We start from the raw sequence: 24,931 nt of genomic DNA, 5'->3' as shown, positions 1-24,931 counted from the left end.
CCCGCCGCCAACCCGAAACCCCCCTCTACCGCCGCACCCCAGACCGCCAACTCGAATCCCCCATCTACCGCCTCCCCGGCGGCAACGTCGCCTGAAGCCGCGCGATCACTCCTGCGGCCGAGCCGGCACCACCCGCCGCGGAGCCGACTGCCGGGTATCCCATCGCGTGCTCGCCAACCGCCGCTCGGTCGACGTCAACAGGTCGAAGACCTCCCAAGCCAGATATCCGGTGGCATTCCGCTCAACCTGTTTCGGGGACAGGATCCCCGCCCCCGCGAGCTCCTCCAACGCCTGCCTGGCGGCGGGATGGGTGACGGAGAGCAGCCGCTGAACAGTCCGCGCCGTCACCACCGGCACCGCAGGCAGCAGCCCGACCAGCCGGGCCACCGCCGAATCCGCGCGCGGCACCGGCCGCAGGTTCCGCGAGATCCGGAACCGCTGATGCCGCTCAACCCACTCCTCATGCAGTTCGACCAGCGCGTCCGCGAACATGTCGGCCTGGTCCGCCGCCGTCGACGCCGCCGCGAGGAAGATCTCCAGCCAGTCGGCGACAGCACCGTCCGCCGCCGCTTCCTCGCCATACCGGTACGCGGTGAGCCCGGCCACATAGGCGTCAGACTGGGTCAGCAACACCAGACTGATCGGCAGGATCGCCTGGCGCGTCAGCCCACGGCGGGCCAGCACCGTATGGATGAGCGCCCGACCGACGCGGCCGTTGCCATCGGTGAACGGATGGATGGTCTCGAACTGCGCGTGCGCCATCGCGGCCTGGACCAGCGGCGCGTGCTGAGCACCGTTGACATACGTGACAAGGTCATCCATCAGCGGCTGGACGTGCTCCGGCGGCGGCGGCACGAACTCCGCGTCCAGTGGATTCCAGACACCGCCGCCGACCCAGTTCTGGATGCGGCGCAGCCCGTGATGCTTGTCGTCAGGAAGCAGCGCCTGATGGAGGGACACGATGTCCGCGACGGACACGGTTTCCACCGCCACCAGCTCGGTGACCGCCTGCCGGATCGTCGTCACGTTGTTGGCGACCAACCGCGCCGTCGTAGTGAACCCCTTCGACACGCCGTCGTCCTGACCGGCGAGTTCGGCGAGCGCGACCTGCTGCGGCGAGGTCTGCAGGCCCTCGATCCCGGACGAGGCGAGCGCCTCAGAACGCAGCAGGAACCTGGCGAGACCTTCGAGCCCGTCGATCGCCGGATGCGCGACGAGCCTCCGCACCTTGCCTTCGATTTTGGCCGCCTCCTGTGCCAGATGAGACGGGAGCACAAACGCGCGTCCGACCAGCGGATCAGGAAGGTACGGCCGATAGATCCCGCTTCGCCGATCCTTCTTGCTGGGCGCGTCCCAAACCGCGGGCCATGAGGCCTCTTGATAGCCAGCCACCCGATTATCCTTTCAGCGGACCTGCCTCGATGAAAGGATAATTCCTAAACTTTCATCGCGGTCACGACGCTGAAAGGCTAAGCAGGCGCCGACGAACCCGGGTCGGTTGGGTGTCATTCAGCGGCGTTGCCGGTGCTGGGCGTCTGGCGTTGCCGAGCTACGACGGCGGGCAGGTCCGCTTGTGAGGTGCTGCTGGGGTTGGAGCTTGTGCGCCAATATGGGCGGATGACCGATGTACGGCTCTCCGGCGCTATCGCTCTTCCTGGGCAGGTATGGATTCGTGGGCGTGGGCTCAGGCGGGGTGCGCCTGTGGGGGTTGCGCCGGATTATGGGCTTTATCTGGGGTCGGCGCGGTTGCGGGGGCGGTATGACGGGGGGCTTTGGTGGGCGCGGGAGTGGGTTGAGTGGCCGGACTTCTGGGTGCCCAAGGATGGTGAGGGGGCTGTTCGTAGCATTCGTGCTTTGTACGAGATGGCGGGTGCGGGGCAGAGGGTCGAGGTCGCCTGTGCGGGGGGTGTTGGGCGGACGGGGACGGTGATCGCGTGTTTGGCGGTGCTGGCGGGGGTGCCGGCTGGGGAGGCGGTGGCGTGGGCCAGGGGGAACTATCACCCGAAGGCGGTGGAGATGCCGTGGCAGCGGTGGTGGGTGGAGCGGTTTCCTAGAGGGTGATCTTCACGGTGTCGTTTTCGAAGAGGACGGCGGTGGGGGTGCGGTTGGTGGGGATGTCGAAGACGAGGGTGCCTTCTACCGAGTCGCCGGAGGAGAGGGATTCGGGGGCGGGGTCGGAGAGGTCGGTGGCGGCGTGTTCCAGGCCGTCGTCGTCGGTGAGGGTGACGGGGTTGCTTTCGACGGGGGAGTCGGGGCCGTCGTTCTGGAGGGTCCACTTGATCAGGCAGAAGTGGCCGATGGTGGATTCGGTGTCGTTGTAGGAGGTGCTGCCGCAGGCGGGAGGTTCCGTGATCTTGATGCGGAATCCGGTGGTGCCGATGATCGCCCACTCGCCGACTGCGGCGGTGGTGACGCCGTCGGCGGCTGGGGGCTCGCCGTTGGGGCGGTTCAGGACGGTGATGACGATGATCGCGGTCACGATGAGGGCTGCAACGACGGCCGCGATGGCGATCGGGCGGCGTCGGGAGGCTGGGGGTTCGGGGGTTGGCGGCCCGGAGCTCGGCCGCGCTTCGAAGGTCGGTGTTCCGTGGCTCGGCGACGCTTCGAGGGTCGGCGGCAGTACCGCCGTCGGCGTGGGGGCCTGGACCTGGGTCGGGGGTTCCTGAGTCGGGGGTTCCTGGGCCGGGCTCGGGGTCGGGGCAGGGGTCGGGGTCGGGGCCCGGGTCGGGAGGGTGCTGCCGATGAGGGTGAGCATGAGGTCTTGGGCGGTGGGGCGGGTGGTGGGGTCGTGGGTGGTGGCGCGGCGGACCAGGTCGTGCAGGGGGGATGGGAGGTCGCCCAGGTCGGGGGTGGTGTTGAGGACGCGGGCGGCCAGGAGGGGTGCGTCGCCGTGGCCGTAGGGGTGGCGGCCGGTGCTGGCGTAGGAGATCAGGCAGCCCCAGGCGAAGATGTCGGTCCAGGGGCCGATTTCGGCGCCGGTGATCTGTTCGGGGGCCCACCAGCCGGGGCTGCCGACGACCTCGCCGGCCTGGGTGGGGCCGCTGGTCGCGTCCAGGGCGCGGGCGATGCCGAAGTCGATCACCCGGGGGCCGGACATGGAGAGGATCACGTTGGCCGGTTTCAGGTCGCGGTGCACCAGGCCGGCGACGTGGATGGCGGCCAGGGCCGTGGCCACGCCGATCGCGACGCCGTGGAGCTGGCCCGGGTCGAGGGCGCCGTTGCGGTTGATCTGCTGGGAGAGCGGCGTGCCGGGAATGTACTCCGTCACCATGTACGGACGTCCGTCCCCGGTCATCCCGTCTTCCAGGACCTGGGCGGTGCAGAAGGACGCGACCCGGCGAGCGTGGGTCACCTCCGCATGGAAACGCGCGGCGAAACTGTCCGACGCGTACCCCGCTCTGATGACCTTGATCGCGACGAGGCGTCCCGTGTCGCCGCTGGCGAGGTAGACCGTTCCCATGCCGCCCTCGCCCAACCGGCCGAGCAGCCGGTAGGGGCCGATCTCACGGGGATCGTCCGGAAGAAGGGGCTCGGTGCCGGTTGGCTGCATTTAGGGGCGACCTCTCACGTGACCTCCCCTTTTATTACACCCCTGCGCTTCTATCGGGGATGGGTTTCCCGGTCATCGGGAAACGCCTCCTCGCGCTGGGTTCCGTACCCAGCGCGAGGAGGCGCATATGAACTCGTCAGTCCTGAAACGGGCGGCCAAACGTTACGGCGTTGAGGACGGCCGTCGGAGCGTTGGACCGGTACTCGGCGTCCGGGGGGACTCCGAGAGCGTCGTTGACGATGGCGAAGGCGAGGCGCAGCGCGACGAACGCGGTGATCGCGAAGATCCGGCTGTCGCTGATGCCGGCGTCCCTGAGTCGCTGGACGTCGGCCTCGGTGGTCTGGTTGGGGGCGCGGGCCAGCTTGCGCGCCCACCCGGCCATCGCCCGTTCCTCCGTGTTCAGCCCGGAATCGTCGCCGAGCAGCACGCCGGCGGCGGTCGCCTCGTCGGTGGCTGCGGCGAGCCGTACCCCCCAGGAGAGTGAGCAGTAGGAGTCGCCGAACGCGGACGCGCAGGCCGCGACCAGGATCGTCCGCTGGCGGGCGTCCAGGCCGTGCGGCGAGCTGGCCTGCCGGAGCAGGTCGAACAGGGCGATCATGGTGGTCGGCTGGTACGCCCAGAGTTTGGACACGTTCATCACGTAGCCCCCGTCCTCGACGTCCTCGTCGAAGATGCGCTTCGCGTGGTCGTCCAGTTCGGGCATGCTGAGGAAACCGATGGCACCCATCTCAATACTCCCTACGCGCGAGGTATCCGACCACGTCGATGGCGGCGCGCAGGGGCAGCCCGGCCCGGACGTGTGCCCGCGCCTCCTCGGCCGCCCCCGCGAGGAAGGCGTCTTCGCCGACGTTCTGGATCGCCTCGTACGCGGGACCGGTCGACGCCAGCGTCCGCGCGTACGTCTCGGGGTCGGCGTACTCCCACACGAAGGGCACCACGATCCGCTCAACGTCTACGAATCCGGCCTCCGCCAGCAGGGCCTCCCCCACGCCCGGCCGCCCGAGCGACACCATCGCCGCCTGGTTCTCCAGCTTCGCCGTGGTCGCCAGCCGGAACGGCATCAACGCCCACGCGCCCGGCGATTTCTTGATATGCCCCCACACCGTGAGTCCCACCCGCCCGCCAGGCTTGAGCACCCGGTGGATCTCGCCCAGCGCGGCCGGGGTCGTCCCCCACACCCCGCGGAAACTGGTCACGACGTCGAAACTCGCGTCCGCCCACGGCAGCGCGTGCATATCCCCGACCCGGACATCCGCGCCCGGATTGCGATCCTTCGCGACCGCGATCAGCCTGGGCGACGCGTCGATTCCGGCGCATTCGGCCCCTCGCGCCGCCGCCAGTTCGAGGGCAAGCCCCGAGCCGCAAGCGATGTCGAGAAGATGGTCACCCACGCCGACGGCGAGGGCATGGTGAATTGTTACGTATTCACGGCAATTGGCCGGTTCACTCAGGGTGGCGAAATCAGCCGCCTTGCGGCCCCACCCTTCGTCGACGACCGTCCAGTCCGTCTGTCTTAACGGTGTAGTCATCGCTTCTGCCTTGTCGATATTTCCTGGAACAGTGGAGCGAGCGCGGGATTGTCGATGTCCGCGCTGAGCATCCGGGCCGCCGCCAGCGCCGTCTGATCGCCCAGCCGGAACCGGTGCAGGTGCGCCCGGACCACGAACTCCCGCATGTCACAGCGCGCGGCCAGCGCCGCCAGGCTCTCGGTCAGCGGCCGGGCCCGGTCGTGGTCGTCGTGTTCCAATGCGGTGGTGATGGCGGCGTCCATCGCGTACGCGTAGACCCACTGGTAGCGGTCGGGCACCCGGATGCACCGGAACGACGACTCGTCCTGCCATTTGGTCGCCGCCACGTAGTCGCCCTTGGCGGCGCTGAGCAGGCCGAGCCCCCGCGCCGCCATGCCCTCCCAGCAGGAGTCGTTGAGCTGGCAGGCCAGCTCCCAGGCCTGCTCGAAGCCGTCGGTCGCGGCTTCCACGTCGCCACCGTGCAGATCGAGCTCGGCCCGCAGAGCCTGCGGCCACGGCAGGAACGCCATCCACCGCTGCTCGTGCACCCGCTCCAGCGAGCGAGCCAGCGCGGCGGCGGCCTGACTGCGTTCGGCCCGGAGCAGATGCGCCCGCGCCACCATGGACAACGACCACGCCTGCTGCCGATGATCGGCGCAACGCCCCGACCGCTCCACCGACTCGTTGAGATAGTCGAAAGCGGCCGGATAGTCACCCAGGTCGGACGCGTTCTTCCCGCGCACCGCCAACAGCGGCGCCAGCTCCTCATCCGTCTCAGCCATGGCCTGCGCCTTGGCCAGCCACACATCGGCCGTCTTCCGGCGACCGGCCTGGACTTCGACGAACCCGAGCTCCCGATGCGCGGTCACCGCGGTGACCCGGTCCCCCGTCCTGGCCGCCAGCTGGATCGCCTCGTGGATCGCGACGATGCCCTCCTCGTCCCGCCCCCGCGCCGCGTGGATCAGCGCTCCCCCGAGCGCCACCAGCGCCCGGCCTTGCAACGCCGCGTCCCCGCAGCGCGCCGCCTCGGCCGCGGCCCGCCGCAGGCACTGCAACCCCGCGTCCACCGCCCCCGCCACGATGGCGGCCCGGCCCGCGTCCAGCTGGCTCGCGGCGGCGGCCCGCCCGCTCAGCGGCGGCGCCATCGGGCTGTCCGGCCCGACCGTCGCCGCCTCGCGAAGCGCCGCGGACGCCTCCACGCCCAGCTCCCGCCGCAGAATGTCCTCACATACCGCGATCTGCCGCAGCGCCGCCGTCCGGTCCCCGGTAGCCGCCAGGCTCCGTACCAGCAGCTCGTGATTGCCCTCCTCCAGCGGATTCCTGGCCACGGCCCGCGACGCGTACGCCACCGCGTCCCCCGCGCGGCCCCCCGCCAGCATCGCCACCGCCGCCTGCCGCAGCCGCGCCTCGACCCGGGCCGAGACGCGGTGCCGCTCCACCAGCAGCCACGACTCGAACTCGAGGCTGGAGGTCAGGTGCACGCCTTCGAGTAATTCGCCGCGGACGTCCAGCAGCGGCGACGGATCGTCCTGCTCCCGCGTGATCTGCTCCAGGTCGACGACCACGTCGTCCCCCAGCACCGGAGAGATCGGATCCCCGCTGAGCACGTCGCGTTTCCCCAGCGCCCGCCGGAGTTCGGCGAGCGTCCATCGCAACGCGCCCAGCGGATCGTCGGCGTCGCCGAAGAGCAGCTCAGCCAGCTGCCGCCGGCTCGGCGGACGCTCCGCCAGCAGCAGATAGCTGAGAAGAGCCCATACTTTACGACCACGCGGCGACCGGACCGGCAGACCGTCCCGCTCGATGGCCGGCGGCCCGAGCAACCGGATCGTCAACAATGGACTCACCCCTTAGGCGAAGGCCCGGTAGCGCGAAGTCGCCCGGCTGGTACGGCTCCGCGCTCTGACGATCAACCTGCGGCAAGCGCCTTGACGTCGGCCGTGGTCAGCGGCTGCCCGCCGATCCCCCAGTCGCCACTCTTGACGTCCTCGATGACGACCCAGGTCACCGAGCGCATGTTCTCGCCCTCGATGGTGACCATCGCCTCGGTCAGCGACTTGACGATCTCGGCCTTCTGCGCGTCATCGAAAACACCCTCGATGACCTTCACGTTGATGAGCGGCATGGTTTCCCCTCCAGATGGTGTGTTCCGCCGGCCCATGCGGGTGCCGACACAGTGAACTCTGGCGTGGGCTCGTGTGAGTGAGCGTGTGCGGGGATACCGGATTGTACGGATTCCCGCGCGCCACATTAAGAACGAAAAATCATCATCCGGCAGTCCTATCGATTCGCCGGGACCACTATGTTGGTCCCTTCTAGTTTATCCGCATTCGTAGGCGGAGGTCGGACTTCAGCCGGAGGAGGACGGAATGCCGAACATCGGGCTCATCGCGCGAATCGAGGCCAAACCGGAGTACGCCGAGCAGGTCGCCAAGCTACTCCGGGACGCGGTGGCCCTCGCCCACGAAGAAGACTTCACCGTCCACTGGTACGCCTTCCGCGAGAGCGAGACCACCTTCGGCCTGTTCGACACCTTCAACAACGAAGACGGCCGAACCAGCCACATGGAAGGCAAAATCGCCCGCGCCCTCCTCGGCGCAGCCGACACCATGCTCGCCGAACCCCCCGACATCAGACCGGTAGACCTCCTCGGCACCAAATAGCGGCACCACCGCTGGCTCCAGCGGCGATCAGGGTCATGAGCTGCGAGGATGCTCGGCACCTCAGGCGTCCGCCGTGAGGACCGGGGCTGGGGCCGCAGGACCCGGCCGGCAAATCCCGCCTCGCCCCTCAGGCGTCCGCCGAGAGGACGCAACCGGGGCCGATGCCGAAGAACTCGGCCAGGTCCCGCCTTGCCCTCAGGCGTCCGCCATGAGGGGCCATCTCCGGCTGGGAATCGTCCACGCTCGGCGTAGATCAGTTTCCTAGGGCAGGTTGAGCTGCCAGGACACGCCGAATCGGTCGTTGACCCAGCCGAACTTCGTGCTGAAACCGTAGGAGCTCAGCGGCATCAGTTCCTGGCCGCCCTCGGACAGGGCGGCGTACAGGCGGTCGAGCTCCTCCTCGGTCGCGCAGGTGACATAGAGCGACATCGACGGCGTGAACGTGAAGGCGTGCACGGGAACGCTGTCGATGCACATGTACTCCTGGCCCGCCAGCGTGAACGTGGCGTGTCTGACCTTGCCCTCCGTCCCGTCCTCATCCGGGCCGATGTGGGTGACGGAGACCACTTTGGCGTCGTCGAACAGCGACACGTAGAAGGTCATCGCCTCCTCGGCGTCGCCGTTCTGGAACATGAGAAATGTGGTGATCTTCTGGCTCATCAGGGATTCCTATCCGGTACGTAGAAGAACGTTTGCGGTCTTCTGGCTCATCGGGAGTTCCTACTCCGAGGCGTAGAAGAACGCGGTGATCTTCTGGCTCATCGGGGAGTTCCTACTCCGGGACGTAGAAAAACGTGGCGGTCTTCTGACCCATCGGGAGTTCCTACTCCGGGATGTAGAAGATCGCGGCGGTCTTCTGACCCATCGGGGGTTCTATTCGGGGGCGTAGAAGGCGGTGGTGTTGGCGACGGCGGCGGCGACCTGGTCCGGCGGGGTGCCCGCGGCCAGGTGTGCGGCGCCCCAGGCGTGGCTGCTCGCCGTGATGAATCTCCTGCCCTCGTCGGTCTGGTGGAAGGTGGCCTCGTCGGGCATCGCGCTGTCACCGTCCAGCAGGTGCAGGCTCAGACCGAGCAGGGTGAGGTCCCAGCCCACGCCGGTAGCCCCGGGGCCGTACTTCGACCACATGTCCGTCGGCATCTCGGCGGTGTGACGCAGCTCGAACAGCGTGCCGTCGCCGTCGGCGGACAGGCGCACCTCGACCTCGGAGAAGCCGGGGTTCTCGCCGAACAGCCAGGTGACCGTGAACAGCTCCGGCGGCTCGCAGCGCAGAATCTCACCACCCGCGTTGCCTTCGATCTGGTACGTCCCACCGACCCGCAGGTCACCGCTGACCGGCAGGAACCAGCGGCGGAGCCGCTCAGGCTCGGTGCAGGCCGCCCACACGTCCGTGATCTCGGCATCGTAGGTGCGCCGCACGAGCACGGTCTGGCGGGTGCCACCGGACACCTCACGCTGAGCTCGCGCGATCTCATCGACTATGTCCATCAGGTGCCCTTCGTCTCCTCGTCCATCTCCTCATCCATCTCCTTCTTCGTCACCTCGTTCGCCCCTCTGCTCGCAGCCTCGCTCGTCCCCCTGCTCGCAGCCTCGCTCGTCCCCCTGCTCGCAGCCTCGCTCGTCCCCCTGCTCGCAGCCTCGCTCGTCCCCCTGCTCGTGGCCTCGTTGGTCTCCCTGCTCGTCGCCCCGTCCGCCTGCCCGTTCAGCGCCTCGCTACGTCGGCGTTCGCGCTTGCCGCGGGCCAGCTCGGTGGCAAGCGCGTCCAAGTGCTGCTCCCAGAAGCGCCGGAAAGGCTCAAGCCAGAGATCGACCTCCCGCAGCGGAGCCGCGTCAACGGCGTACAGCCGCCGGGTGCCCTCGGCTCGTACCTGGGCGAACCCGTTGTCACGCAAAACCCGCAGATGCTGGGAAACGGCCGGCTGCGAAATCCCGAACTCGCGCTGAATGACGGCGGTGACCTCACCCGAACTCTGCTCGCCCCCGGCCAGCAGTTCCAGAATCCTCCGCCGGACCGGGTCACCTAGGACATCGAACGCATGCACGACTGAAAACTATTAGGCATTGCTTATATAAGTCAAGCCCTTGGAACACGCGGACGCTCTTCGGAGGGCGGCCGGTGTGCCGCGTCAGGCGCTCCTAGCCCGCGAACAGCAGCAGCAGGCCGGCGACTGTGTAGATCACCATGAGGGTCATCAGGGGGATCTGGCCGAGGACGGCGGTGCGGCGGGGGAACAGGGTCAGGGCGCGGTCGTGGGCCAGGACGGTGCCGAGGACGTGGCCGATCACGATGACTGTGACCTGGAGCATGGCGATGGAGGCGGGGGTCGCGCCCAGGCTCTGCAGGGTCCAGTTCGCTGTGCCCAGCCAGTTCGCGCCGGTGTCGAGAGGGTCGGAGAGGAGGGCCAGGGTGTGCTGGCCCTCGAAGAGGAACAGCGAGAAGTAGTGGGCGATCAGATAGCCGACCGCGATGGGGACGAGGGAGTGGGCCAGTTCTCCGGCCGTGGTGGCGGGTGACGAGCCTCCCAGGCGCCCGGCCCAGGTGGTCGCGGCGAGGAACAGAGCCAGGACCAGACCGATGACGACGAGCAGGCCGAAGGTGCCCATGACGGGAGCGGGGAGACTGCTGTCTTGGACGAAACGGACCCAGATGGGGGCGTTGGAGAGGCTGTCGTACATGGTCGAACCGAGCAGGACGATCACCAGCGCGGGCAGGCCGGGGGCGTGCGCGAGTCCGGCCATGCCGTCCAGGGGGTTACGCCAGATCAGCTTGCCGGTTGCGGCAGAGCTCTGGTCGGATGATTGCTTCCGAGCTTCGCGCGCGTCGTCGTGAGAGACACGCTGCTTGTCGGGGCGCGAACCGACGGGGACGGTCGCGCGGGTTCCCCCTCTCTTGCCCGAGGCAGCCGAAACAGCCGGAGACGAGCCGCTGGGAGCGGATGCGCGAGATCCATCCTTCTTGCCCGAAGCAGCGGGAACAGCCGGAGACGAGCCGCTGGGAGCGGATGCGCGAGATCCATCCTTCTTGCCCGAAGCAGCGGAAATAGCCGAAGGCGTGCCGTTGGGAATGGACCTGCGGGGCCTATCCTTCTTGCCCGAGGTGGCCGGAATAGCGGTAGGCGAGTCGTTGGGGGTCGTTGTGCGGTTGTTGCGCTTTTGGGTGGAGCGGGTGTTGGTGGGGGTGGCCGAGCGCGAGCGTCCCAAAGGGTGGGTGGGTGGGAGAAAACCCGCCACTGAGAGGCTGCCGATGAGGGTGCTGTAGGCCTCGAAGGCGTCGCCTTTGTCGAACCAGGAGGCGCCGTAGATGGCTGCGCCGGTGAGGGTGGTCAGGGCGTAAAGGGATAGCCAGATGGAGATGACGGGGAGAGTTGCGCGGGCGGGGGCGACGAGTTCCAGCCAGACGAAGGCGAGGAGGCCGATGGTGGCGGGCCAGTAGCCGACGCGGGGGGAGAGTTGTTTCCAGCCCTGGTTGGGGTCGCGGCGAAGGAGGGCGCAGGCCACTCGATGCAGCGTCCGCAATGGGTTGAAATTTCGCCATACAGGGCCGAAGACCAGGGATAACGGGACCAGGCCGACCCAGAAGAGGACGTAGAAGACGCCCGCGGTGGGGTTCTCGGGGGTGTCGGGGCCGAAGAGGAGGCCGATGCTGAAATAAGCGGCGACCACCAGTCCGATGATTTGCGGGATCCGCGCCGAACTTCGGATGACGTACGACGGGATGCCCGCGAGCCTGGGTTCGCGCCACAGGAAGCCGAGCGCGGCGAAGGACACCAGCAGAGCGATGACCGCACCCGCGACGGCGCCGGCGAACGGGATCGGCAGGTCCTGGCGCCCGCCGACCCCGTGGGCGAGAAACATCGCTACTGAACCACGAGCTGGAACAGTTGCAGCCCGGACTCATGCGTCTCAACCTCGAACAAACCATCCTGATCGGCGACGAACTCGATACTCGCCGCCGCCCCCGGCTGCAGAGCGGCAGACTTGTCGTACCCGTGCACATGGGCTTCATCAGCCACGTCACTGGTTACAGAGATCTTCACCTGCTGCCCCTTCGCGACCTCGATCCGCCCGGGCGGCGGCGTCACCGCACCACCGGCGATGGTCACCGCGATCTCCTTCGCGGGTCCGGAGAAGGTGGCCGCATCACTGGCCCCACACGCCGTAACCGACAGAACCACACCAACGAGAAGAGCAATCAGAGACTTCATTAGTAACTCCAAACCACGGGTTATCGGATCTTGTTTGCAGGTCGGCGAGCAGTACTCACCAAAAGGATCAAAACCCCGCCGACGAGCACGGCGGGAATCAGCCACACCACGAAGCCCCCGTCACTACCGGAGGACTCTTCGGCCGCCACCGGCGCCGGCTGGCTGAACAGGCTGGTCGGCTGAACCAGCTGCGGCCCCTGGCTGGCCTGCGTCTCCGCACCAGGCTGAACCCCCGGCGACGGCACCGCACTCGGCTCCACCAGCAACGCGGGATCAGGCTCACTGTCCGGCGCCTTCCACCCAGCCGGCGCCTTCCCGATCTTCCCGTCGTAACTGAACCGCACCTCGCCCTTGACGAGCTCCCCATCCGAGGCCCGCGACACATACTTCACGGTATAAACGCCCTGCTCAGGCCAGTACCCCACCGGAACCATCGCCGGAAACCCCGTCTCGAACAGCTTGGGTTCCCAGGTCCCGTTGATCAGAAAGAGCTCCCGAACCGGCTCATCCAGCCGCTTGGGTTCCCCATGGGACCACTGCCCATCCAGCCGCCGCCCACTGGGACTGACCACCGCGAAGTACGCGTTATACGCAGGCTTCTCGGTGAAGTACAGCTCCAGCTTCTCCATCGGCGCACCGACAGTACTGTCCTTGGCCGGTACGGACACAGCCAGCTGACCATGAGCCGCGGCAGGCTGAGCGACCACGCCGATCGTCGCCACCAACCCGAACACGACCCATATGACACGCCACGACAAGCGCACGGGAAGTCGACCCCTCCGACTAACAACGCGTGCGCCGACCACGCCACCCAACGGATAACGTCACTCTCTCCGCAGCGTGCCACGGCCCCGGAGAGCCCTCACCCTATCAATCCGGGGACGAACCCGACCAGATCAGACACCCGACGATTGTTACCCCTGCGCCTATAACCCCTGCGCCTCCAGGTAGGCCTTGGCGACCCGCTTCGGCGCCCGGCACAGCCACGCATCGGCCACGACCTCCGCGAGCTCCTCCACCGCGATGCGCTCCAGCCGAATTAGAACCGCCGGATACCCCTCAAAATGAGGCGTCGTAAAGTACACCTCCGGATCATCGGCGAGAAACGCCTCCTTGACGGCGAGATCCGCGACCCGCGCCCCCAGAATCGGCCCGTCAGGGGCCGACTCGCCGAGCGCTTCCAGATCCGACCGCCGCAGCGGTCGCTCCCAGACGAACCCTTTCTTGCGCACCGTCCACGAGAGATCCCCCCGGGACGTCACCTCCACCGCCTCCGGCATGCCCAGCGCGAGCCGCCGCACATCCTCCCAGGTAGCCATACCGTCACCCTAGACACCACCACCGACAGAACCGGCTCCGCCAATTCATGCTAGCGCTAACATTGTCTGTCTCCAGGACCTCTTGACCACACACTCTGATAGCGCTAACAATCAGAACTCGAATACGTGGGGAGCATGAAGTGAGCAGACCTCCGACCGTCGTCATCGGCGTCGACTTCGGCACGCTGTCCGGCCGGGCCCTGGTGGTCTCGACCGAAGACGGCACAGAGCTAGGCACGGCCGTGCACGAGTACCGGCACGGCGTGGTCGACCGGCGACTGCCCGACGGCGGAGCCGCCCTGAAGCCCCAGTGGGCGCTCCAGATTCCGCAGGACTGGCGCGATGTGCTCGCGAACGCCATTCCCGCCGCCCTGGCCGCCGCCGGAGTCACGCCGGAGCAGGTCGTCGGCATCGGCACCGACTTCACCGCGTGCACGGTGCTCCCGACGACCGCGTCGGGTGTGCCGCTCTGCGAGCTGGCGGAACTGCGCGATCGCCCCCATGCGTACCCCAAGCTGTGGAAACACCATGCCGCCCAGCCGCACGCCGACCGGATCAACGCGCTCGCGGCCGAACGCGGCGAGGGCTGGCTCGCCCGTTACGGCGGGAAGATCTCCAGCGAGTGGCAGTTCGCCAAGGGCCTCCAGGTCCTGGAGGAGGACCCCGAGGTGTACGGACTCGCGGAACGCTGGATCGAAGCCGCAGACTGGATCATCTGGGAACTCTGCGGAGCGGAAACCCGCAACCTCTGCACAGCCGGTTATAAAGGCATATTGCAAGATGGCAGCTACCCCACCCGGGAGTTCCTCGAAGCCCTGAATCCCGATTTCGGGGACTTCGTCGCCAAGCTCGATCACCCCCTCTCGGCCATGGGTGAGCGCGCCGGCGGGCTCAGCGCCTCGGCGGCCGCGCTGACCGGCCTGCCCGAGGGCATCGCGGTCGCGATCGGCAACGTGGACGCGCATGTCACCAGCGTGGCCGCCGGCGCCATCGAGCCCGGCCAGATGCTCGCCGTGATGGGCACCAGCACCTGCCACATCCTCAACGGCCCGACGCTGGCTGAGGTCCCCGGAATGTGCGGCGCCGTCCAGGGCGGGGTGATTCCCGGGCTTTGGGGGTTCGAAGCCGGGCAGAGCGGGGTTGGGGATATCTTCGCGTGGTTCATCGAGTCGGGGTTACCCGAGGACTACCAGACCGAGGCGCGCGAGCGCGGGCTGTCCGGGCACGAGCTCCTCAGCGAGAAGGCCGCCAAGCAGCAGGTCGGGCAGCATGGACTGGTCGCCCTCGACTGGCATGGCGGCAATAGATCCGTGCTGGTAGATCACGATCTGTCCGGCGTTCTGATCGGGGCCACGCTGGCCACCCGGCCGGAGGAGATCTACCGGGCTCTCCTGGAGGCCACCGCGTTCGGAACGCGTACGATCATCGACGCGTTCGAGGGCAGCGGGGTCCGCGTGGACGAGCTGATCGTCGCGGGCGGCCTGCTGCGTAGTTCCTTCCTGATGCAGATATATGCCGACATCATTCAGCGGCCGCTCAGCCTCATCGGGTCGGCGCAGGGACCGGCTCTCGGATCCGCGATTCACGCGGCCGTGGCCGCGGGGGTGTACCCCGACCTGCATGCGGCTTCCGCGGTAATGGGCCGAGTGCACCGGAATGTCTACCAGCCCGACCCGAACAACGCCCCCGCCTACGACCAGCTGTACGCGATCTACACCGAACTCCACGACCATTTCGGCCGCGGCGGCACGGACGCCCTGCACCGGCTGCACGCGCTGCGAGCTGCCGGGGATGCGTAGAAACATCCCCGGCAGCCGGAATCAGTAGCCGTACCTGGCCTTGAGGTGGCGCCACCAGTCACGCAACATCCACGCGTCGAATTCGGTGATCTGCGTGGCGCTACCCGCCTTCATGATGAATCCGCCGACCCCGGTAGGAGTCCAGTCGTAGAAATCATCCAGCCCGAAGCTATGCCCGATCTCGTGTAGCAATATATGGATATTCTCGCTGTTCAGGGCCCCGACGTAGTACTCGCTGCCGATGCGCTGGCCCCAGTCGCCGCCCGCGCCGCCGCCCATCCCGGCGGTCAGCCAGAGCGACATGTCATAGTGCCGCGCCACCCCGCCCGGACAATTCGGATACTGGCCGTTCTGATTAAAGAACCGGCCGCACGGCTCCGCACACTGCGGCGCGCCCTCCCGGATGTTGACGTAGACATCGACGAAATTGTCCGTCCACTGCAACGTCGCTCTGTCCCGGACCGCCCAGCCGACCACCTCCAACGGCACATTCGCGTACGGCCAGCCGTTGTGCCCAGCCATGACGTCCATCCACTTCTTGAACTGCCGGGCCAGCGAAGCGTGGATCTGATCCCGCAGCGCGGCGGAGACCGGCGGGTCGACTCCCAGCGCACGCAGTAGTTGATCGAGCCCCCGTTCGCCATGACCTGGTCCCAGCCATAGTTGCGGAAGGTGTTGAGCTGCGGATATGTGCTCTCATAGTGCTGCCAGACCTGATTGAGCGGCGTCACCAGGTTCGCGGGCGGACTCCACCCGGTCCCCCCGGACGTCGGCGCGTACGCCTTGACCTCCAGCAGCCCGACCGAGTTCGTCCCGCTCTGCAGGAGCACCCGCAGCCGAGTCGTGCTGATCGCAGGGAAAGAGACCCGGTTGTACTGGTTGAGCGCGCGGGGATAGGTGCCCGGGATGTCCACGTACGCCGAGCCGTTCCAGGTCTGTAATTTCCAGGACGCGGGTAGCCGTACGCCGCCGTTGTCGTCGAAGAAGTAGACGTCGGCGGAGTTGAGGGTCTGGGCCGAGGGCCAGGTGAGCAGGGCCCACTGCTGGCCGGTGTTGGGCCAGGTGCCCCAGCGCGGATTGACGGTGCCGTTGGAGTTCGGCGGGTCGACCCCGTCGTTGATCGCGGTCACCCGCTCCCAGGGTGAGGTGTAGGACGCGGACGCGGTGGCCGAGCCGGCCACGTTCCCGTCCCCGGGCGCCGCCGCGGCGACGGCCAGCTCGCCGGTTGAGCAGAGCAGGCCGAACACCAGCGTGGGCAGGATGGCGATCCACCATCGTTTCATCGGAACCTCCGAGCATGTCGGTGTATGTGCATGACCGCGCGCATGGCGCGGGTATCACCGGGCCCTTGGGCCCGCCTCCGAATGCGCCTGGTCAGCGCGGCGTGGTGAATAGGGCGCGAATTCGCATACGTCACTCCGGTGTCGGCCGACGACGCCCTCGCGCGCCCATCGCGAGGACCATTGAGGTCAGTGCACTGTTTGCGCTAACACTGACGGCTCGGCATTCCGCCCAGAAGGTTTCGCCGAGGTTTCCTGAGTGTTTGCGATAACAGGATCACTTGTCAGGGCCCAAACGTGGCGACGCGTGGGTTGACTCTCTCGATCGACATCTCATACATTACCGATTGGTTATTGAAAGATATGGTTATGAATGAGGTGCCCATCATGAGTGATTTCGCCGCCCGCTACCGATCCCGCGCGGACGCTTTCCAAGCCAAAATCACGGCGGTACGGCCCGAGCAGTGGTCGAACCAATCCCCCTGCGCGGACTGGAACGCCAGAGACGTCGTCCAGCACATCATCGACATGCACGCCGCGATGCTCCGCCCCCTCGACCGCGCGCTCAGCCCCGCGCCGACCGTGCACGAGGACCCGCTCGCCGCCTTCCTGGCCGCCCGCGCCGACGTGGAAACCCTCCTGCACACCCCCGAACTCGCCACGACCACCGCGGAAACCCCCGCCGGCCCGATGTCCGTCGAACAGCACATCGACCAGGTCGTCAGCGCCGACCTGGTCCTGCACGGCTGGGACCTCGCCAAAGCCACCGACCAGGACCCGACCCTGGACCACCACGAAGTCCAGTCCATGTGGCCCACCGTCCAGCACGTCCCCGACGAATTCCGCGTTCCCGAAGCTTTCGGCCCCGGCATCGTCGTCTACGGCCCCGAAGTGAAGGTCCCCGAAGACTCCTCCCTGCAGGACCGCATCCTCGGCCTCATCGGCCGCGACCCCAACTGGACACCGCCCAGGTAGGGATTCGTGGGTGGATCACGAGGATGCCGTCCGGGCTGGTCAGGGCTAGGGCGTTGCCTATGGGGGTGATGCTGGCGATGAAGAGGCCGAGCGGGAGTTCGGCGATGGGGGTGGAGGTCGCCGGGTTCCAGATTTGCAGGGTGCCGTCGCCGGTGGCGGTGGCGAGGAGGTGGCCGTCGGGGGTGGAGAAGCTGGTCAGGGCGAAGATTGTCCCTGGGTGGGTGAGGAGTTGTTGTTCGCCGGAGAGGGTCAGGGTTCGGAGGGTTCCGTCGGTGCTCGCGGCGGCCAGGAAGGGGGTGCCGTCGGGCTCGGGGAAGGTGCACAGAGCGAGGACGCCTTCGAGGGGGAAGGTGGTTCGGACTGTGCTCGTGGCCGGGTCCCAGATCCTGATATTTCCGGCGGTGGCGGCGACGGCGAGGAGGGGTTGGCCGTCGGGGTCCGGGAGGACGGCCAGAGCGGATACGCCGTCCGAGTGGCCGGGGAGTTCGGCCTGCAAGGTGGCGGCGATCGGGTCCCAGACGCGGACCGTTTCGTCTCGGCCGGCGATGGCCAGGCGGGGAGTCCCATCAGGGCACTGGAAGACCGTCATCGCGGTGACGCCGCCGACTTGAGGGTCGAGGACGGACTGCACATAGTTCCCGTCCGCGTCCCAAATCAGGACTCCGCCCTGTTTGTCGCCCGTGGCGAGCCATCTCCTGCCGTCCGATGTGGAGAACTCGTCCATCGCGGTGATGTGCCGATTCACATCGGTGGATTCGATCAGCAGGGTTCCATCGATGGGATCCCAGATCCGGATTCCGCCATAGGAATCCCCGGTCGCCAGGAGTTCACGCCCGTCCGCGTCCTGATAGGTCGACGCGGTGGAAACCACGCCGAGCGCACTCGGCGGCGTCGCCGTCGCAGGATCCCAGATGCGGATGGAACCGTCATAACTGCCTGAGGCGATCAGCGTGGCTCCGCGCGAGTCCTGGAACGCGGTCACCGCCGAAACGAAGTTGGTGTGACCGGTCAGTTCCAGATACGCGGCAGACGCGCGGCGGGCAATATCCCGAACGCGGACTCGCCGATCCGCACCCGGAACTGAGGTCCCACGGTCGCCGTCCGACACGCGGTCGCCGTCCGACACGGGGACGCCGTCCGACACGGGGACGCCGTCCGACACGGGGACGCCGTCCGGCGCATGCTCACCGTCCGGCACGGGGGACTCTCGTTCGGCACCCTGAGCGGAGGCTCCGCGGTCGGGATGCCTCCGACCGTCCCGGTGCTGAGCTGGGATCCCACGGTCCGCGATAGGGACGGCGGCTGGGTTGGATATGTCCGGAATGGAGGCTGGGCTGGCTGCTTCCTGAACGGAATCTTGGTGATCGGTGGTGGAGTGGTCAACGGGTGAGGTGGTGGGGTTCCAGATGCGGATTTTTCCGTCTTTGCTGCCTGCTACTAGGCCGATTTCGGGGATGGAGGTCAGGGTGAAGGCGCCGTAGCCGCCGTGGCCGGGGAAGTTGGCGACTTCGGTGGCGGTGGTGGGGTCCCAGATGCGGACGGTGCCGTCCCTGGCGGCGGTGGCCAGGAGGGTCTGGGTTTCGTCGCCTTCGCAGGGGGTGATCGCGTGGATCGCGCCCTGGTGGCCGGTCAGTTCGGCGTGGGGGGTGGTCGCGGGCGGGGTCCAGAGGCGTACCGTGCCGGAGCCGTCGCCGCTGGCCAGTGAGGTTCGGCCGTCGGGGGCCGGGAAGGTCGTGAGGGCGGTTACCCCGCCGGTGTGGCCGGCGAGCAGCAGGTGCGGTTGCCGTTGGTAGAGCAGGGCCCAGCGGAGTGTCCAGGTCGCGTGGTCGCTCGGCTGGTCGAGTTCCCGGGGGATGGGGGTGTTCGCGTGGCGGGCCGCGCTGAGTTGCCTGAGGCCGATTCTGTCGTGGGGTGGAAGATCGTGGAGGGGCTCCGCTGCGCCGATCACGCCGACGATCTCCGCGGGGAGCGGGAAGACGCCGAATGCGCTCGCCATCGCCTGGGAGGCCACCGAACCCGGATCGAGGCGATCGAGTATCTGTGGGTGGTCGGCGAGGAGTTGCCACGCCGCCGCTCCCCCACGCGCCGCGTGACCCGCGAGATTGAACACCGAATAGGGCGGCAACTCGCCGTCGAAACCGATCAACCGCTCGGTGATAGGCGTGTGCCGCTCGTCGATTCCGCCGTCATCGAAGCCGTCATTTAGGCTGTCATCGAAGCTGGCGTCGAAAGATCGGACGAACTCGGGCAGGGCCAGTCGGTAAACAGTCTGGTGGTGTTCGAAATCTTCGGCGACGTACTCCGTCGCGCGTTCGAGCAGTGCGTCGATATCACGCTCAGTGAAACTCGACCCCGATGGATCGAGCGCCTCGGCGATCGCCGTCCAGACGCCGTCGCCCTTCGGCAGTCCCCGTCCCCGCGCCAGACCGAGCGCTTCGAGCAGGACCCGATCCTCGCCCCCGAGCCCCCGTACAAACTGTGCAAAACCCCCAGAAGGATCCACAACCTCACGACTTTCCCGACCTCAGGGTCCCCCGACCCCCGTCGTCAGTACGGCAGTTTCTGCAGTGTCCACCCGTTGCCGTCGGGATCCTTGGAGTGCGCGTAGGAACGGTGGGTTTCCCCGGCGCGCCCATATCCTCGACCTCCGCGATGTCCACTCCGCGCCCGAGCAGTTCCGCCCGCGCCGCGTGAATATCGGATACCACCAGATGCAGCCCTTGAACCGACCCGGGCTTGGTGTCCACGACCCCGACGCCGATGCAGATCGAGCAGGCCGACCCCGGCGGGGTCAACTGCACGACCCGAAAACTTTCGCCGAAGCGTTGGTCGAGGTCAACCGTGAACCCGAGCTTCTCCGAATAGAACTCCTTGGCCCGGTCCACATCGAGAACCGGAATCGGCACAAGTTCCAGTTTCATTTCCATGATGATCGTCCTGATCGATTCGTGTAACAGACGCGAATGTTCTATTCATCCTGACTCAACCTCACGAATCCGTGTGATCACCAAGAGTTCATCCGGGCACCTCACGCAGATCCGACGTCTACTCACTAACCCTGCCACATCCTGCCCTCTCGTACCCCGTCCGACCAGGGGACATCGTCGATCCCGGCCGAACCGCCGGGGCACGATTTTCTGTCGGACCCCCGAGCTAACCTGCGGAGCAGACGAAAGGACTTCGCACCATGCCCATACCACCACAAACCAACCCGAAACACCCGGAGATCACTACGGGCGGACCACAAAACCACCAGAAACTCGGCACGGATCCCTCACCCTCCGGCGGACCGGCGTTCACCGGATCGGGGGTGCCGCGCGCCGGAAAGGGCCATCACGCTGGGCAATCGCCACCCCTCCGACCTTTGCGACGACACGAACCATGACAAGGTCTCGCATCTGAGCTCAACATCGGCCAGGATCTGACAAGATGTCGCCAGCGGTGCCGCCTTACGGCGTAGATCACAACAAGGGAGAATTCACCGTTGTGCATCGGGGATGTTTTATTCATATCTGCGCGGATACCAAATAGGCTCGCGTTAGCTTCGGCAGCAGATGAAGGAGACGGGCGTGCCTGAGGAAGCGCCAGCGCCACTTGGTATCGACGCGACCACGCCCAATGCCGCGCGCATGTACAACTACTACCTCGGCGGCAAGGACAATTTCGCCGCCGACCGGGCGGCGGCCGAGCAGGTGCTCAAGGTCGCCCCTGAGGCGCGCGAACTGGCCCGGCAGAACCGCGCGTTCATGCGGCGGGCGATCCGCCATGTCATGGCCGACGCGGGGATCCGCCAGTTCATCGACATCGGCACCGGTCTGCCCACCGAGGGCAACGTGCACGAGATCGTCCACGCCCACGACCCGGACGCCACGATCGTGTATGTGGACAACGATCCGGTCGTCCTCGCCCATTCACGTGCGATCCTCTCCCGCACCCCGCATACCGCCACGCTCCGCGGTGACCTGCGCCAGCCGCTCGACATCCTCAGCACCCCCGCGCTGCGCGACCTGATCGACTTCTCCAAGCCGGTGGCGGTCCTGCTGGTCGCGGTGCTGCACTTCCTCACCGAGGACGACAAACCCGGCGAGGTCATCGCCCGGCTGCGCGATTCGCTCGCGCCGGGCAGCCACCTGATCCTCTCCCACGTGACCGCCGACGAACGGGCGCACGCCGCCCAACAGGGCGCTGCCGTATATCGCAAGGCGAGTTCCAGCATCACGCTCCGCAACCGCCAGCAGATCATGGACCTGTTCGAAGGGTTCGAGCTCATCCCGCCCGGCATGGTGAAACTGCACGACTGGCGACCGGACGAGGACTCCGCGTTCGCCACGTACCGCGGCCGCGAGTTGCCGACCTGGTTCTTCTGCGGCGTCGGCCGCATCCGGTAGAGACCCTCCAATCGAGGAGCCCATCCGTCATGCCCGACATCGACTTCAACCCGCTCGGCGGCGTGCAGCCGGCCGGCACGGTCTTCGCCCGCTTCGACGCCCTGCGCGACCAGCACGCCGCCTTCCGGAGCACCTTCGGGCGGGGGTTCTGGGTGGTGAGCAGATACGACCGGATCGTCGAGATCTGCCAGGACCCGGGGACGTTCTCCAGTTCCGCCGTGTCCGTCCTGGATCCGGATCCGGCGTATCGCTGGATTCCGGAGATGCTCGACCCGCCGGAGCACACCGTGTGGCGGCGGCTGCTCGGGCCGCTCTTCTCCCCGGCGGCGGTCGCGGCCCGGACGGAGACCATCCGGCGGCAGTGCGCCGCGCTGGTCGACTCGCTGGCGGCGCGTGGTTCGTGCGACTTCGTCACCGATTTCGCCCGGGTGTATCCGACGACGGTGTTCCTGGAGCTGATGGGGCTGCCGGTCGAGGACCTGGCCACCTTCCTGGCCTGGGAGGATGCGATCCTGCACGCGCCGCCGACCGAGCGGGCCGGGCGGATTGAGGCGATGGGGCAGGTCATCGGGTATTTCCGTGGGGTCATCGCGGAGCGCCGGGTGGAGCCCCGGGACGATCTGATCAGTACGGCGCTCGGGTGGGAGATCGACGGGGAACCCGTACCGGATCGGGATCTGCTGGATCTGTGTCTGCTGCTGTTCATGGCGGGGTTGGACACGGTCACGGCGCAGTTGTCGTATGCGTTCTGGCATCTGGCGGGGGCGGAGAAGGATCGAGCCAGGATCGTGGAGAATTCCGCGGTCGTCACGGACGCGATCGAGGAGTTGCTGCGGGCGTATTCGATCGTGATGCCGGCCCGGAAGCTCACCCGGGACACCGAGTTCCATGGCTGTCCGATGAAGGCCGGGGAGATGGTGCTGCTGCCGCTCAATCAGGCGAACCGGGATCCTGGCGTGTTCACCGATCCGACGCAGGTCGATCTTGATCGGCCGCATAACCGGCATATCGCGTTCGGGGTGGGGGTGCATCGGTGCCTCGGGTCGCATCTGGCGCGGGCGGAGATGAGCATCGCGCTGGAGGAGTGGCATAAGCGCATTCCCAGTTATCGCATCCCGGAAGGGGCGCAGGCGCTCGAACACGCGGATCTGGTGCTCGGGCTGGACACGCTTCCGCTCGTCTGGGATTAGATCAGGATGGCCAGGCCGATCAGGATGAACACGGCTGGGACGAGCCAGCGGCCGTAACGTTCGACGAATTCGATGATCTTCCGGTGGGAGCCGAGCCATGATCCGGCCAGGCACCAGAGCGCCACTCCGGCGGCGAACACGGCGACGGTGACCGCGAAGGCGTCCGCGCCGATCGTCCGGAACACCGGGGTGTAGACCGAGACGTTGTCGGCTCGTTGTCGATGGTGACCGCGGCTACCGAGATCATGCCGGTCGCGACCGGGGGTGGGTCGTGCGAGTCCCGGTCGCGTACGGCGATGATCAGGCCGCGGACGCCGAGCAGGATGGGGAGCAGGCCGAGCAGGCGGATCCACTCGTCCGGGATGATCGACAGGCCGAGCGCGGCCAGGCCGGAAACGATCAGCAGGACGGCGATGCCCAGGTACTGTCCGGCCCAGATCTGCCAGGGCTTGGGTGAGCCCTGGGCCCGTGCGGACAGGAACAGGACGGTCAGGACGAGTAGATCGTCCACGTTGGTGCCGATGAACATTCCGGCCGCAGTGGCCGCCGCGGCCGGAATGTCGCTCATGTCAGCACAACCTAGCGGGGCGCCGCCTGGAACGCGCGACCAGCCGGAGTCGTCGTGCCGTTGCTGTGGATGAGTCCCGTGCTGACGCCGTTGTCCGAGGCCGGGAGGCCGAACCAGGCGTAACGCTGGACGTAGGGCAGCGAGCCCAGCATCTGAGTGGCGGAGGCGAGGAACGCCCCCTGCTGCGCTTCGGTCGGATAGCGCACGCCGTTGGAGAAGTCGATCAGCGCGAACTCGGTCAGCCAGATCGGCTTCTTGTAGCGGTCGTAAACCGCCTGAATGTAGGACTTGAGCTGGCCGGTCGCGGCTTCGGCGCGGAAGTCGCCGCCGTACCAGTGCAGCGTGATGAAATCGACCCGGTAACCGCGCGAAGCCGCCCCCGACATGAAGCAGTCAAGCCACCCACCGGGGGTGCTGCCGCCCCACGCCACCGCCGGGCTGCCCAGCTTCTGGCCGGTGGCCATCAGCTTCGGCCAGAGCGAGAGCGCCGTGTCCACGGACATGTTGGACTGCTCCTTCATGTCCGGTTCGTTGAATCCGAGCAGGTACGGCCCGGCGGCCTTGGCCTGGGCGAGGTTCTGGTCGGTGACACTGGCCGCGCCCCAGATCATGGGCACGAACTGGGTGTTCGCCGGGGTCGTGATGCCGTTGTGGTTGACCGCCCAGGTGTAGTACCAGCTCGCGCCGGAGCTGGCGAGGGCGCTGCTGACGTTCGCCATCTGCCAGACGCCGACGCCCTTCTTGCCCACTGTGCTCGGCGGGGTCGACGGGCTGGAAGTCGGGGTGCTGGACGGCGTCGCCGTGGCCGTGGGGGTCGGCTTGGTGGTGGGCGTGGCCTGCGCAGCCGTCCCGAAGACCTGGAACTCCCAGAGCGAGACGCCGTACACGGTCGACCGCTTGGTGGCGTGTAGCCGGACATATCGGGCCGTGGCGGAGACGTTGACCGTCTGCACACCGCCCTTGCCCGCCGTCGTGGTGTGCAGCGTCGTCCAGGTGCCGCCCCCGTTGGAAGCCTGCAGCTGGAACTGCGTGGCGTACGCGCGCTCCCAGTTGAGCACGATCCGCTTGATCGCCGTCGCCCGCCCGAGGTCCACCTGCAACCACTGCGGATCGCTGAACTTGCTGGACCAGCGGGTCCCCGGCTTCCCGTCCACCGCCGCCGCAGGGGACAGATCCGCCCGCTCGGACGAGGACGCGGCAACCGCCTTACCCTGCGACAACGGCACCTCTGCCGCCCCCGCCGGCACCGCGACAGCCGCCAGCCCGGCCCCCAGCACCACCGCCAGCATGGATCCCAGCAAAGCCCGACGCACCCGCGGAACAGTCTCACTCATGGTCGATGAGGTCCTTCGTAGGGGATAAGAACGCGGCGGGCACAAACCCGCACGGTTAGGAGACGGGGGGTACGGATGGGGGATAACAGATTTTCCCCACAGAAACCCGAAACCCGGTTCCACGTCGTTGCTCCATCGGTGAGACGTGGTTCTCCCAC

At 67.4% G+C, this 24,931-nt stretch carries 25 protein-coding genes and 1 pseudogene; 6 read left to right on the top strand and 20 right to left on the bottom strand.

Translation table 11 applies throughout. From position 1 onward, the window contains the following. Nucleotides 1-105: 105 nt before the first annotated feature. Nucleotides 106-1,392, bottom strand: coding sequence for a Fic family protein (locus tag Acor_RS46565; protein WP_155341807.1), 1,287 nt, complete (start codon nt 1,390-1,392; stop codon nt 106-108). Nucleotides 1,393-1,617: 225 nt separating this feature from the next. Here Acor_RS46565 and Acor_RS39030 point away from each other — a divergent pair, with 225 nt between their 5' ends. Then, nucleotides 1,618-2,061 carry a protein-tyrosine phosphatase family protein gene (locus Acor_RS39030; protein ID WP_155341806.1) on the top strand — a complete coding sequence of 148 codons (444 nt, stop codon included), beginning with the start codon at nt 1,618-1,620 and terminating at the stop codon, nt 2,059-2,061. Here Acor_RS39030 and Acor_RS43795 read toward each other — a convergent pair. The 5 genes from Acor_RS43795 to Acor_RS39005 form a co-directional block, all read right to left on the bottom strand. Continuing rightward, nucleotides 2,051-3,550, bottom strand: a complete 1,500-nt coding sequence (locus tag Acor_RS43795; protein WP_155341805.1) for a serine/threonine-protein kinase — start codon at nt 3,548-3,550, stop codon at nt 2,051-2,053. The genes Acor_RS39030 and Acor_RS43795 overlap by 11 nt on opposite strands. 136 nt (nt 3,551-3,686) lie before the next feature. Beyond that, the gene (locus Acor_RS39020; protein WP_155341804.1) at nt 3,687-4,277 is read right to left on the bottom strand and encodes a carboxymuconolactone decarboxylase family protein; all 591 of its coding nucleotides are present in this window, start codon (nt 4,275-4,277) and stop codon (nt 3,687-3,689) included. A 1-nt stretch (nt 4,278) separates the two neighbouring features. Further along, nucleotides 4,279-5,079, bottom strand: coding sequence for a class I SAM-dependent methyltransferase (locus Acor_RS43790; RefSeq protein ID WP_155341803.1), 801 nt, complete (start codon nt 5,077-5,079; stop codon nt 4,279-4,281). Further along, nucleotides 5,076-6,890, bottom strand: a complete 1,815-nt coding sequence (locus Acor_RS39010) for an AfsR/SARP family transcriptional regulator (protein ID WP_170317320.1) — start codon at nt 6,888-6,890, stop codon at nt 5,076-5,078. The genes Acor_RS43790 and Acor_RS39010 overlap by 4 nt, the downstream gene beginning before the upstream one ends. A gap of 74 nt (nt 6,891-6,964) precedes the next feature. After that, on the bottom strand, nt 6,965-7,180 hold the full coding sequence (locus Acor_RS39005; RefSeq protein WP_155341801.1) for a tautomerase family protein: 216 nt from the start codon (nt 7,178-7,180) through the stop codon (nt 6,965-6,967). A 244-nt stretch (nt 7,181-7,424) separates the two neighbouring features. On the opposite strand from Acor_RS39005, the gene Acor_RS39000 reads away from it, so the two are divergent. After that, nucleotides 7,425-7,718 (top strand): putative quinol monooxygenase, encoded by a 294-nt coding sequence (locus Acor_RS39000; protein WP_155341800.1) that lies wholly within the window; start codon nt 7,425-7,427, stop codon nt 7,716-7,718. Between the two features lie 261 nt (nt 7,719-7,979). On the opposite strand, the gene Acor_RS38995 is transcribed toward Acor_RS39000, so the two are convergent. The 7 genes from Acor_RS38995 to Acor_RS38965 form a co-directional block, all read right to left on the bottom strand. Further along, entirely contained in the window at nt 7,980-8,378 is a 399-nt protein-coding gene (locus Acor_RS38995) for a VOC family protein (protein ID WP_155341799.1), read from the bottom strand. A 213-nt stretch (nt 8,379-8,591) separates the two neighbouring features. Then, nucleotides 8,592-9,203, bottom strand: coding sequence for an SRPBCC family protein (locus Acor_RS38990; RefSeq protein WP_155341798.1), 612 nt, complete (start codon nt 9,201-9,203; stop codon nt 8,592-8,594). Next, complete coding sequence (locus Acor_RS45165) at nt 9,203-9,757, bottom strand: ArsR/SmtB family transcription factor (protein ID WP_246239739.1); 555 nt, start codon at nt 9,755-9,757, stop codon at nt 9,203-9,205. Before Acor_RS45165 ends, Acor_RS38990 begins: the two co-directional genes overlap by 1 nt. 94 nt (nt 9,758-9,851) lie before the next feature. Then, a complete protein-coding gene (locus Acor_RS38980; RefSeq protein ID WP_155341797.1) occupies nt 9,852-11,570 on the bottom strand; it encodes a hypothetical protein in 1,719 nt (572 codons plus the stop codon). A 2-nt stretch (nt 11,571-11,572) separates the two neighbouring features. Next, nucleotides 11,573-11,920 carry a cupredoxin domain-containing protein gene (locus Acor_RS38975; protein ID WP_155341796.1) on the bottom strand — a complete coding sequence of 116 codons (348 nt, stop codon included), beginning with the start codon at nt 11,918-11,920 and terminating at the stop codon, nt 11,573-11,575. 20 nt (nt 11,921-11,940) lie between these two features. Further along, the gene (locus Acor_RS38970; protein ID WP_170317319.1) at nt 11,941-12,654 is read right to left on the bottom strand and encodes a copper resistance CopC family protein; all 714 of its coding nucleotides are present in this window, start codon (nt 12,652-12,654) and stop codon (nt 11,941-11,943) included. A 192-nt stretch (nt 12,655-12,846) separates the two neighbouring features. Next, nucleotides 12,847-13,239, bottom strand: a complete 393-nt coding sequence (locus tag Acor_RS38965) for an MmcQ/YjbR family DNA-binding protein (RefSeq protein WP_155341794.1) — start codon at nt 13,237-13,239, stop codon at nt 12,847-12,849. Between the two features lie 140 nt (nt 13,240-13,379). Here Acor_RS38965 and araB point away from each other — a divergent pair, with 140 nt between their 5' ends. Beyond that, on the top strand, nt 13,380-15,038 hold the full coding sequence (gene araB / locus Acor_RS38960; RefSeq protein ID WP_155341793.1) for a ribulokinase: 1,659 nt from the start codon (nt 13,380-13,382) through the stop codon (nt 15,036-15,038). Between the two features lie 21 nt (nt 15,039-15,059). Here araB and Acor_RS43785 read toward each other — a convergent pair whose 3' ends face one another. Both Acor_RS43785 and Acor_RS43780 read right to left on the bottom strand, forming a co-directional pair. Continuing rightward, nucleotides 15,060-15,341, bottom strand: a complete 282-nt coding sequence (locus tag Acor_RS43785) for an immune inhibitor A (protein ID WP_218034768.1) — start codon at nt 15,339-15,341, stop codon at nt 15,060-15,062. Beyond that, complete coding sequence (locus tag Acor_RS43780; RefSeq protein WP_218034767.1) at nt 15,326-16,321, bottom strand: hypothetical protein; 996 nt, start codon at nt 16,319-16,321, stop codon at nt 15,326-15,328. The genes Acor_RS43785 and Acor_RS43780 overlap by 16 nt, the downstream gene beginning before the upstream one ends. Before the next feature lie 384 nt (nt 16,322-16,705). Here Acor_RS43780 and Acor_RS38945 point away from each other — a divergent pair, with 384 nt between their 5' ends. After that, the gene (locus tag Acor_RS38945; protein WP_155341792.1) at nt 16,706-17,293 is read left to right on the top strand and encodes a TIGR03086 family metal-binding protein; all 588 of its coding nucleotides are present in this window, start codon (nt 16,706-16,708) and stop codon (nt 17,291-17,293) included. Here Acor_RS38945 and Acor_RS45805 read toward each other — a convergent pair. Next, entirely contained in the window at nt 17,256-19,796 is a 2,541-nt protein-coding gene (locus Acor_RS45805) for a WD40 repeat domain-containing protein (protein ID WP_155341791.1), read from the bottom strand. The genes Acor_RS38945 and Acor_RS45805 overlap by 38 nt on opposite strands. Nucleotides 19,797-19,800: 4 nt before the next feature. Then, nucleotides 19,801-20,214, bottom strand: coding sequence for a glyoxalase superfamily protein (locus tag Acor_RS38935; protein WP_218034766.1), 414 nt, complete (start codon nt 20,212-20,214; stop codon nt 19,801-19,803). Between the two features lie 648 nt (nt 20,215-20,862). Between Acor_RS38935 and Acor_RS38930 the strand changes: the two genes are divergently transcribed. Both Acor_RS38930 and Acor_RS38925 read left to right on the top strand, forming a co-directional pair. Beyond that, nucleotides 20,863-21,681, top strand: coding sequence for an SAM-dependent methyltransferase (locus tag Acor_RS38930; protein WP_246239736.1), 819 nt, complete (start codon nt 20,863-20,865; stop codon nt 21,679-21,681). Between the two features lie 29 nt (nt 21,682-21,710). Then, complete coding sequence (locus Acor_RS38925) at nt 21,711-22,871, top strand: cytochrome P450 (RefSeq protein WP_155341789.1); 1,161 nt, start codon at nt 21,711-21,713, stop codon at nt 22,869-22,871. Here Acor_RS38925 and Acor_RS45800 read toward each other — a convergent pair. The 3 genes and pseudogenes from Acor_RS45800 to Acor_RS43775 all read right to left on the bottom strand — a co-directional run bounded on the left by Acor_RS45800 (nt 22,868) and on the right by Acor_RS43775 (nt 24,773). Next, on the bottom strand, nt 22,868-23,056 hold the full coding sequence (locus Acor_RS45800; protein ID WP_281353303.1) for a cadmium resistance transporter: 189 nt from the start codon (nt 23,054-23,056) through the stop codon (nt 22,868-22,870). The genes Acor_RS38925 and Acor_RS45800 overlap by 4 nt on opposite strands. A gap of 152 nt (nt 23,057-23,208) precedes the next feature. Continuing rightward, nucleotides 23,209-23,400, bottom strand: a pseudogene (locus Acor_RS45795) (cadmium resistance transporter); the annotation flags it as partial. 50 nt (nt 23,401-23,450) lie between these two features. Further along, nucleotides 23,451-24,773, bottom strand: a complete 1,323-nt coding sequence (locus tag Acor_RS43775; RefSeq protein WP_218034765.1) for a glycosyl hydrolase — start codon at nt 24,771-24,773, stop codon at nt 23,451-23,453. Between the last annotated feature and the right edge of the window lie 158 nt (nt 24,774-24,931).

Source organism: Acrocarpospora corrugata (genome assembly GCF_009687845.1).
Lineage (GTDB): Bacteria > Actinomycetota > Actinomycetes > Streptosporangiales > Streptosporangiaceae > Acrocarpospora > Acrocarpospora corrugata.
The sequence above is the reverse complement of the archived record's forward strand: the minus strand, read 5'-3'. Positions and strand labels throughout refer to the sequence as shown.

Coding starts and splice junctions, on each gene's coding strand:
- Acor_RS39030 (WP_155341806.1), top strand. CDS start 1,618: ATGACCGATGTACGGCTCTCCGGCGCTATCGCTCTTCCTGGGCAGGTA.
- Acor_RS43795 (WP_155341805.1), bottom strand. CDS start 3,550: ATGCAGCCAACCGGCACCGAGCCCCTTCTTCCGGACGATCCCCGTGAG.
- Acor_RS39020 (WP_155341804.1), bottom strand. CDS start 4,277: ATGGGTGCCATCGGTTTCCTCAGCATGCCCGAACTGGACGACCACGCG.
- Acor_RS43790 (WP_155341803.1), bottom strand. CDS start 5,079: ATGACTACACCGTTAAGACAGACGGACTGGACGGTCGTCGACGAAGGG.
- Acor_RS39005 (WP_155341801.1), bottom strand. CDS start 7,180: ATGCCGCTCATCAACGTGAAGGTCATCGAGGGTGTTTTCGATGACGCG.
- Acor_RS39000 (WP_155341800.1), top strand. CDS start 7,425: ATGCCGAACATCGGGCTCATCGCGCGAATCGAGGCCAAACCGGAGTAC.
- Acor_RS38995 (WP_155341799.1), bottom strand. CDS start 8,378: ATGAGCCAGAAGATCACCACATTTCTCATGTTCCAGAACGGCGACGCC.
- Acor_RS38990 (WP_155341798.1), bottom strand. CDS start 9,203: ATGGACATAGTCGATGAGATCGCGCGAGCTCAGCGTGAGGTGTCCGGT.
- Acor_RS38980 (WP_155341797.1), bottom strand. CDS start 11,570: ATGTTTCTCGCCCACGGGGTCGGCGGGCGCCAGGACCTGCCGATCCCG.
- Acor_RS38975 (WP_155341796.1), bottom strand. CDS start 11,920: ATGAAGTCTCTGATTGCTCTTCTCGTTGGTGTGGTTCTGTCGGTTACG.
- Acor_RS38965 (WP_155341794.1), bottom strand. CDS start 13,239: ATGGCTACCTGGGAGGATGTGCGGCGGCTCGCGCTGGGCATGCCGGAG.
- Acor_RS43785 (WP_218034768.1), bottom strand. CDS start 15,341: ATGTCGCTCTGGCTGACCGCCGGGATGGGCGGCGGCGCGGGCGGCGAC.
- Acor_RS43780 (WP_218034767.1), bottom strand. CDS start 16,321: ATGAAACGATGGTGGATCGCCATCCTGCCCACGCTGGTGTTCGGCCTG.
- Acor_RS38945 (WP_155341792.1), top strand. CDS start 16,706: ATGAGTGATTTCGCCGCCCGCTACCGATCCCGCGCGGACGCTTTCCAA.
- Acor_RS38935 (WP_218034766.1), bottom strand. CDS start 20,214: ATGAAACTGGAACTTGTGCCGATTCCGGTTCTCGATGTGGACCGGGCC.
- Acor_RS38925 (WP_155341789.1), top strand. CDS start 21,711: ATGCCCGACATCGACTTCAACCCGCTCGGCGGCGTGCAGCCGGCCGGC.
- Acor_RS43775 (WP_218034765.1), bottom strand. CDS start 24,773: ATGAGTGAGACTGTTCCGCGGGTGCGTCGGGCTTTGCTGGGATCCATG.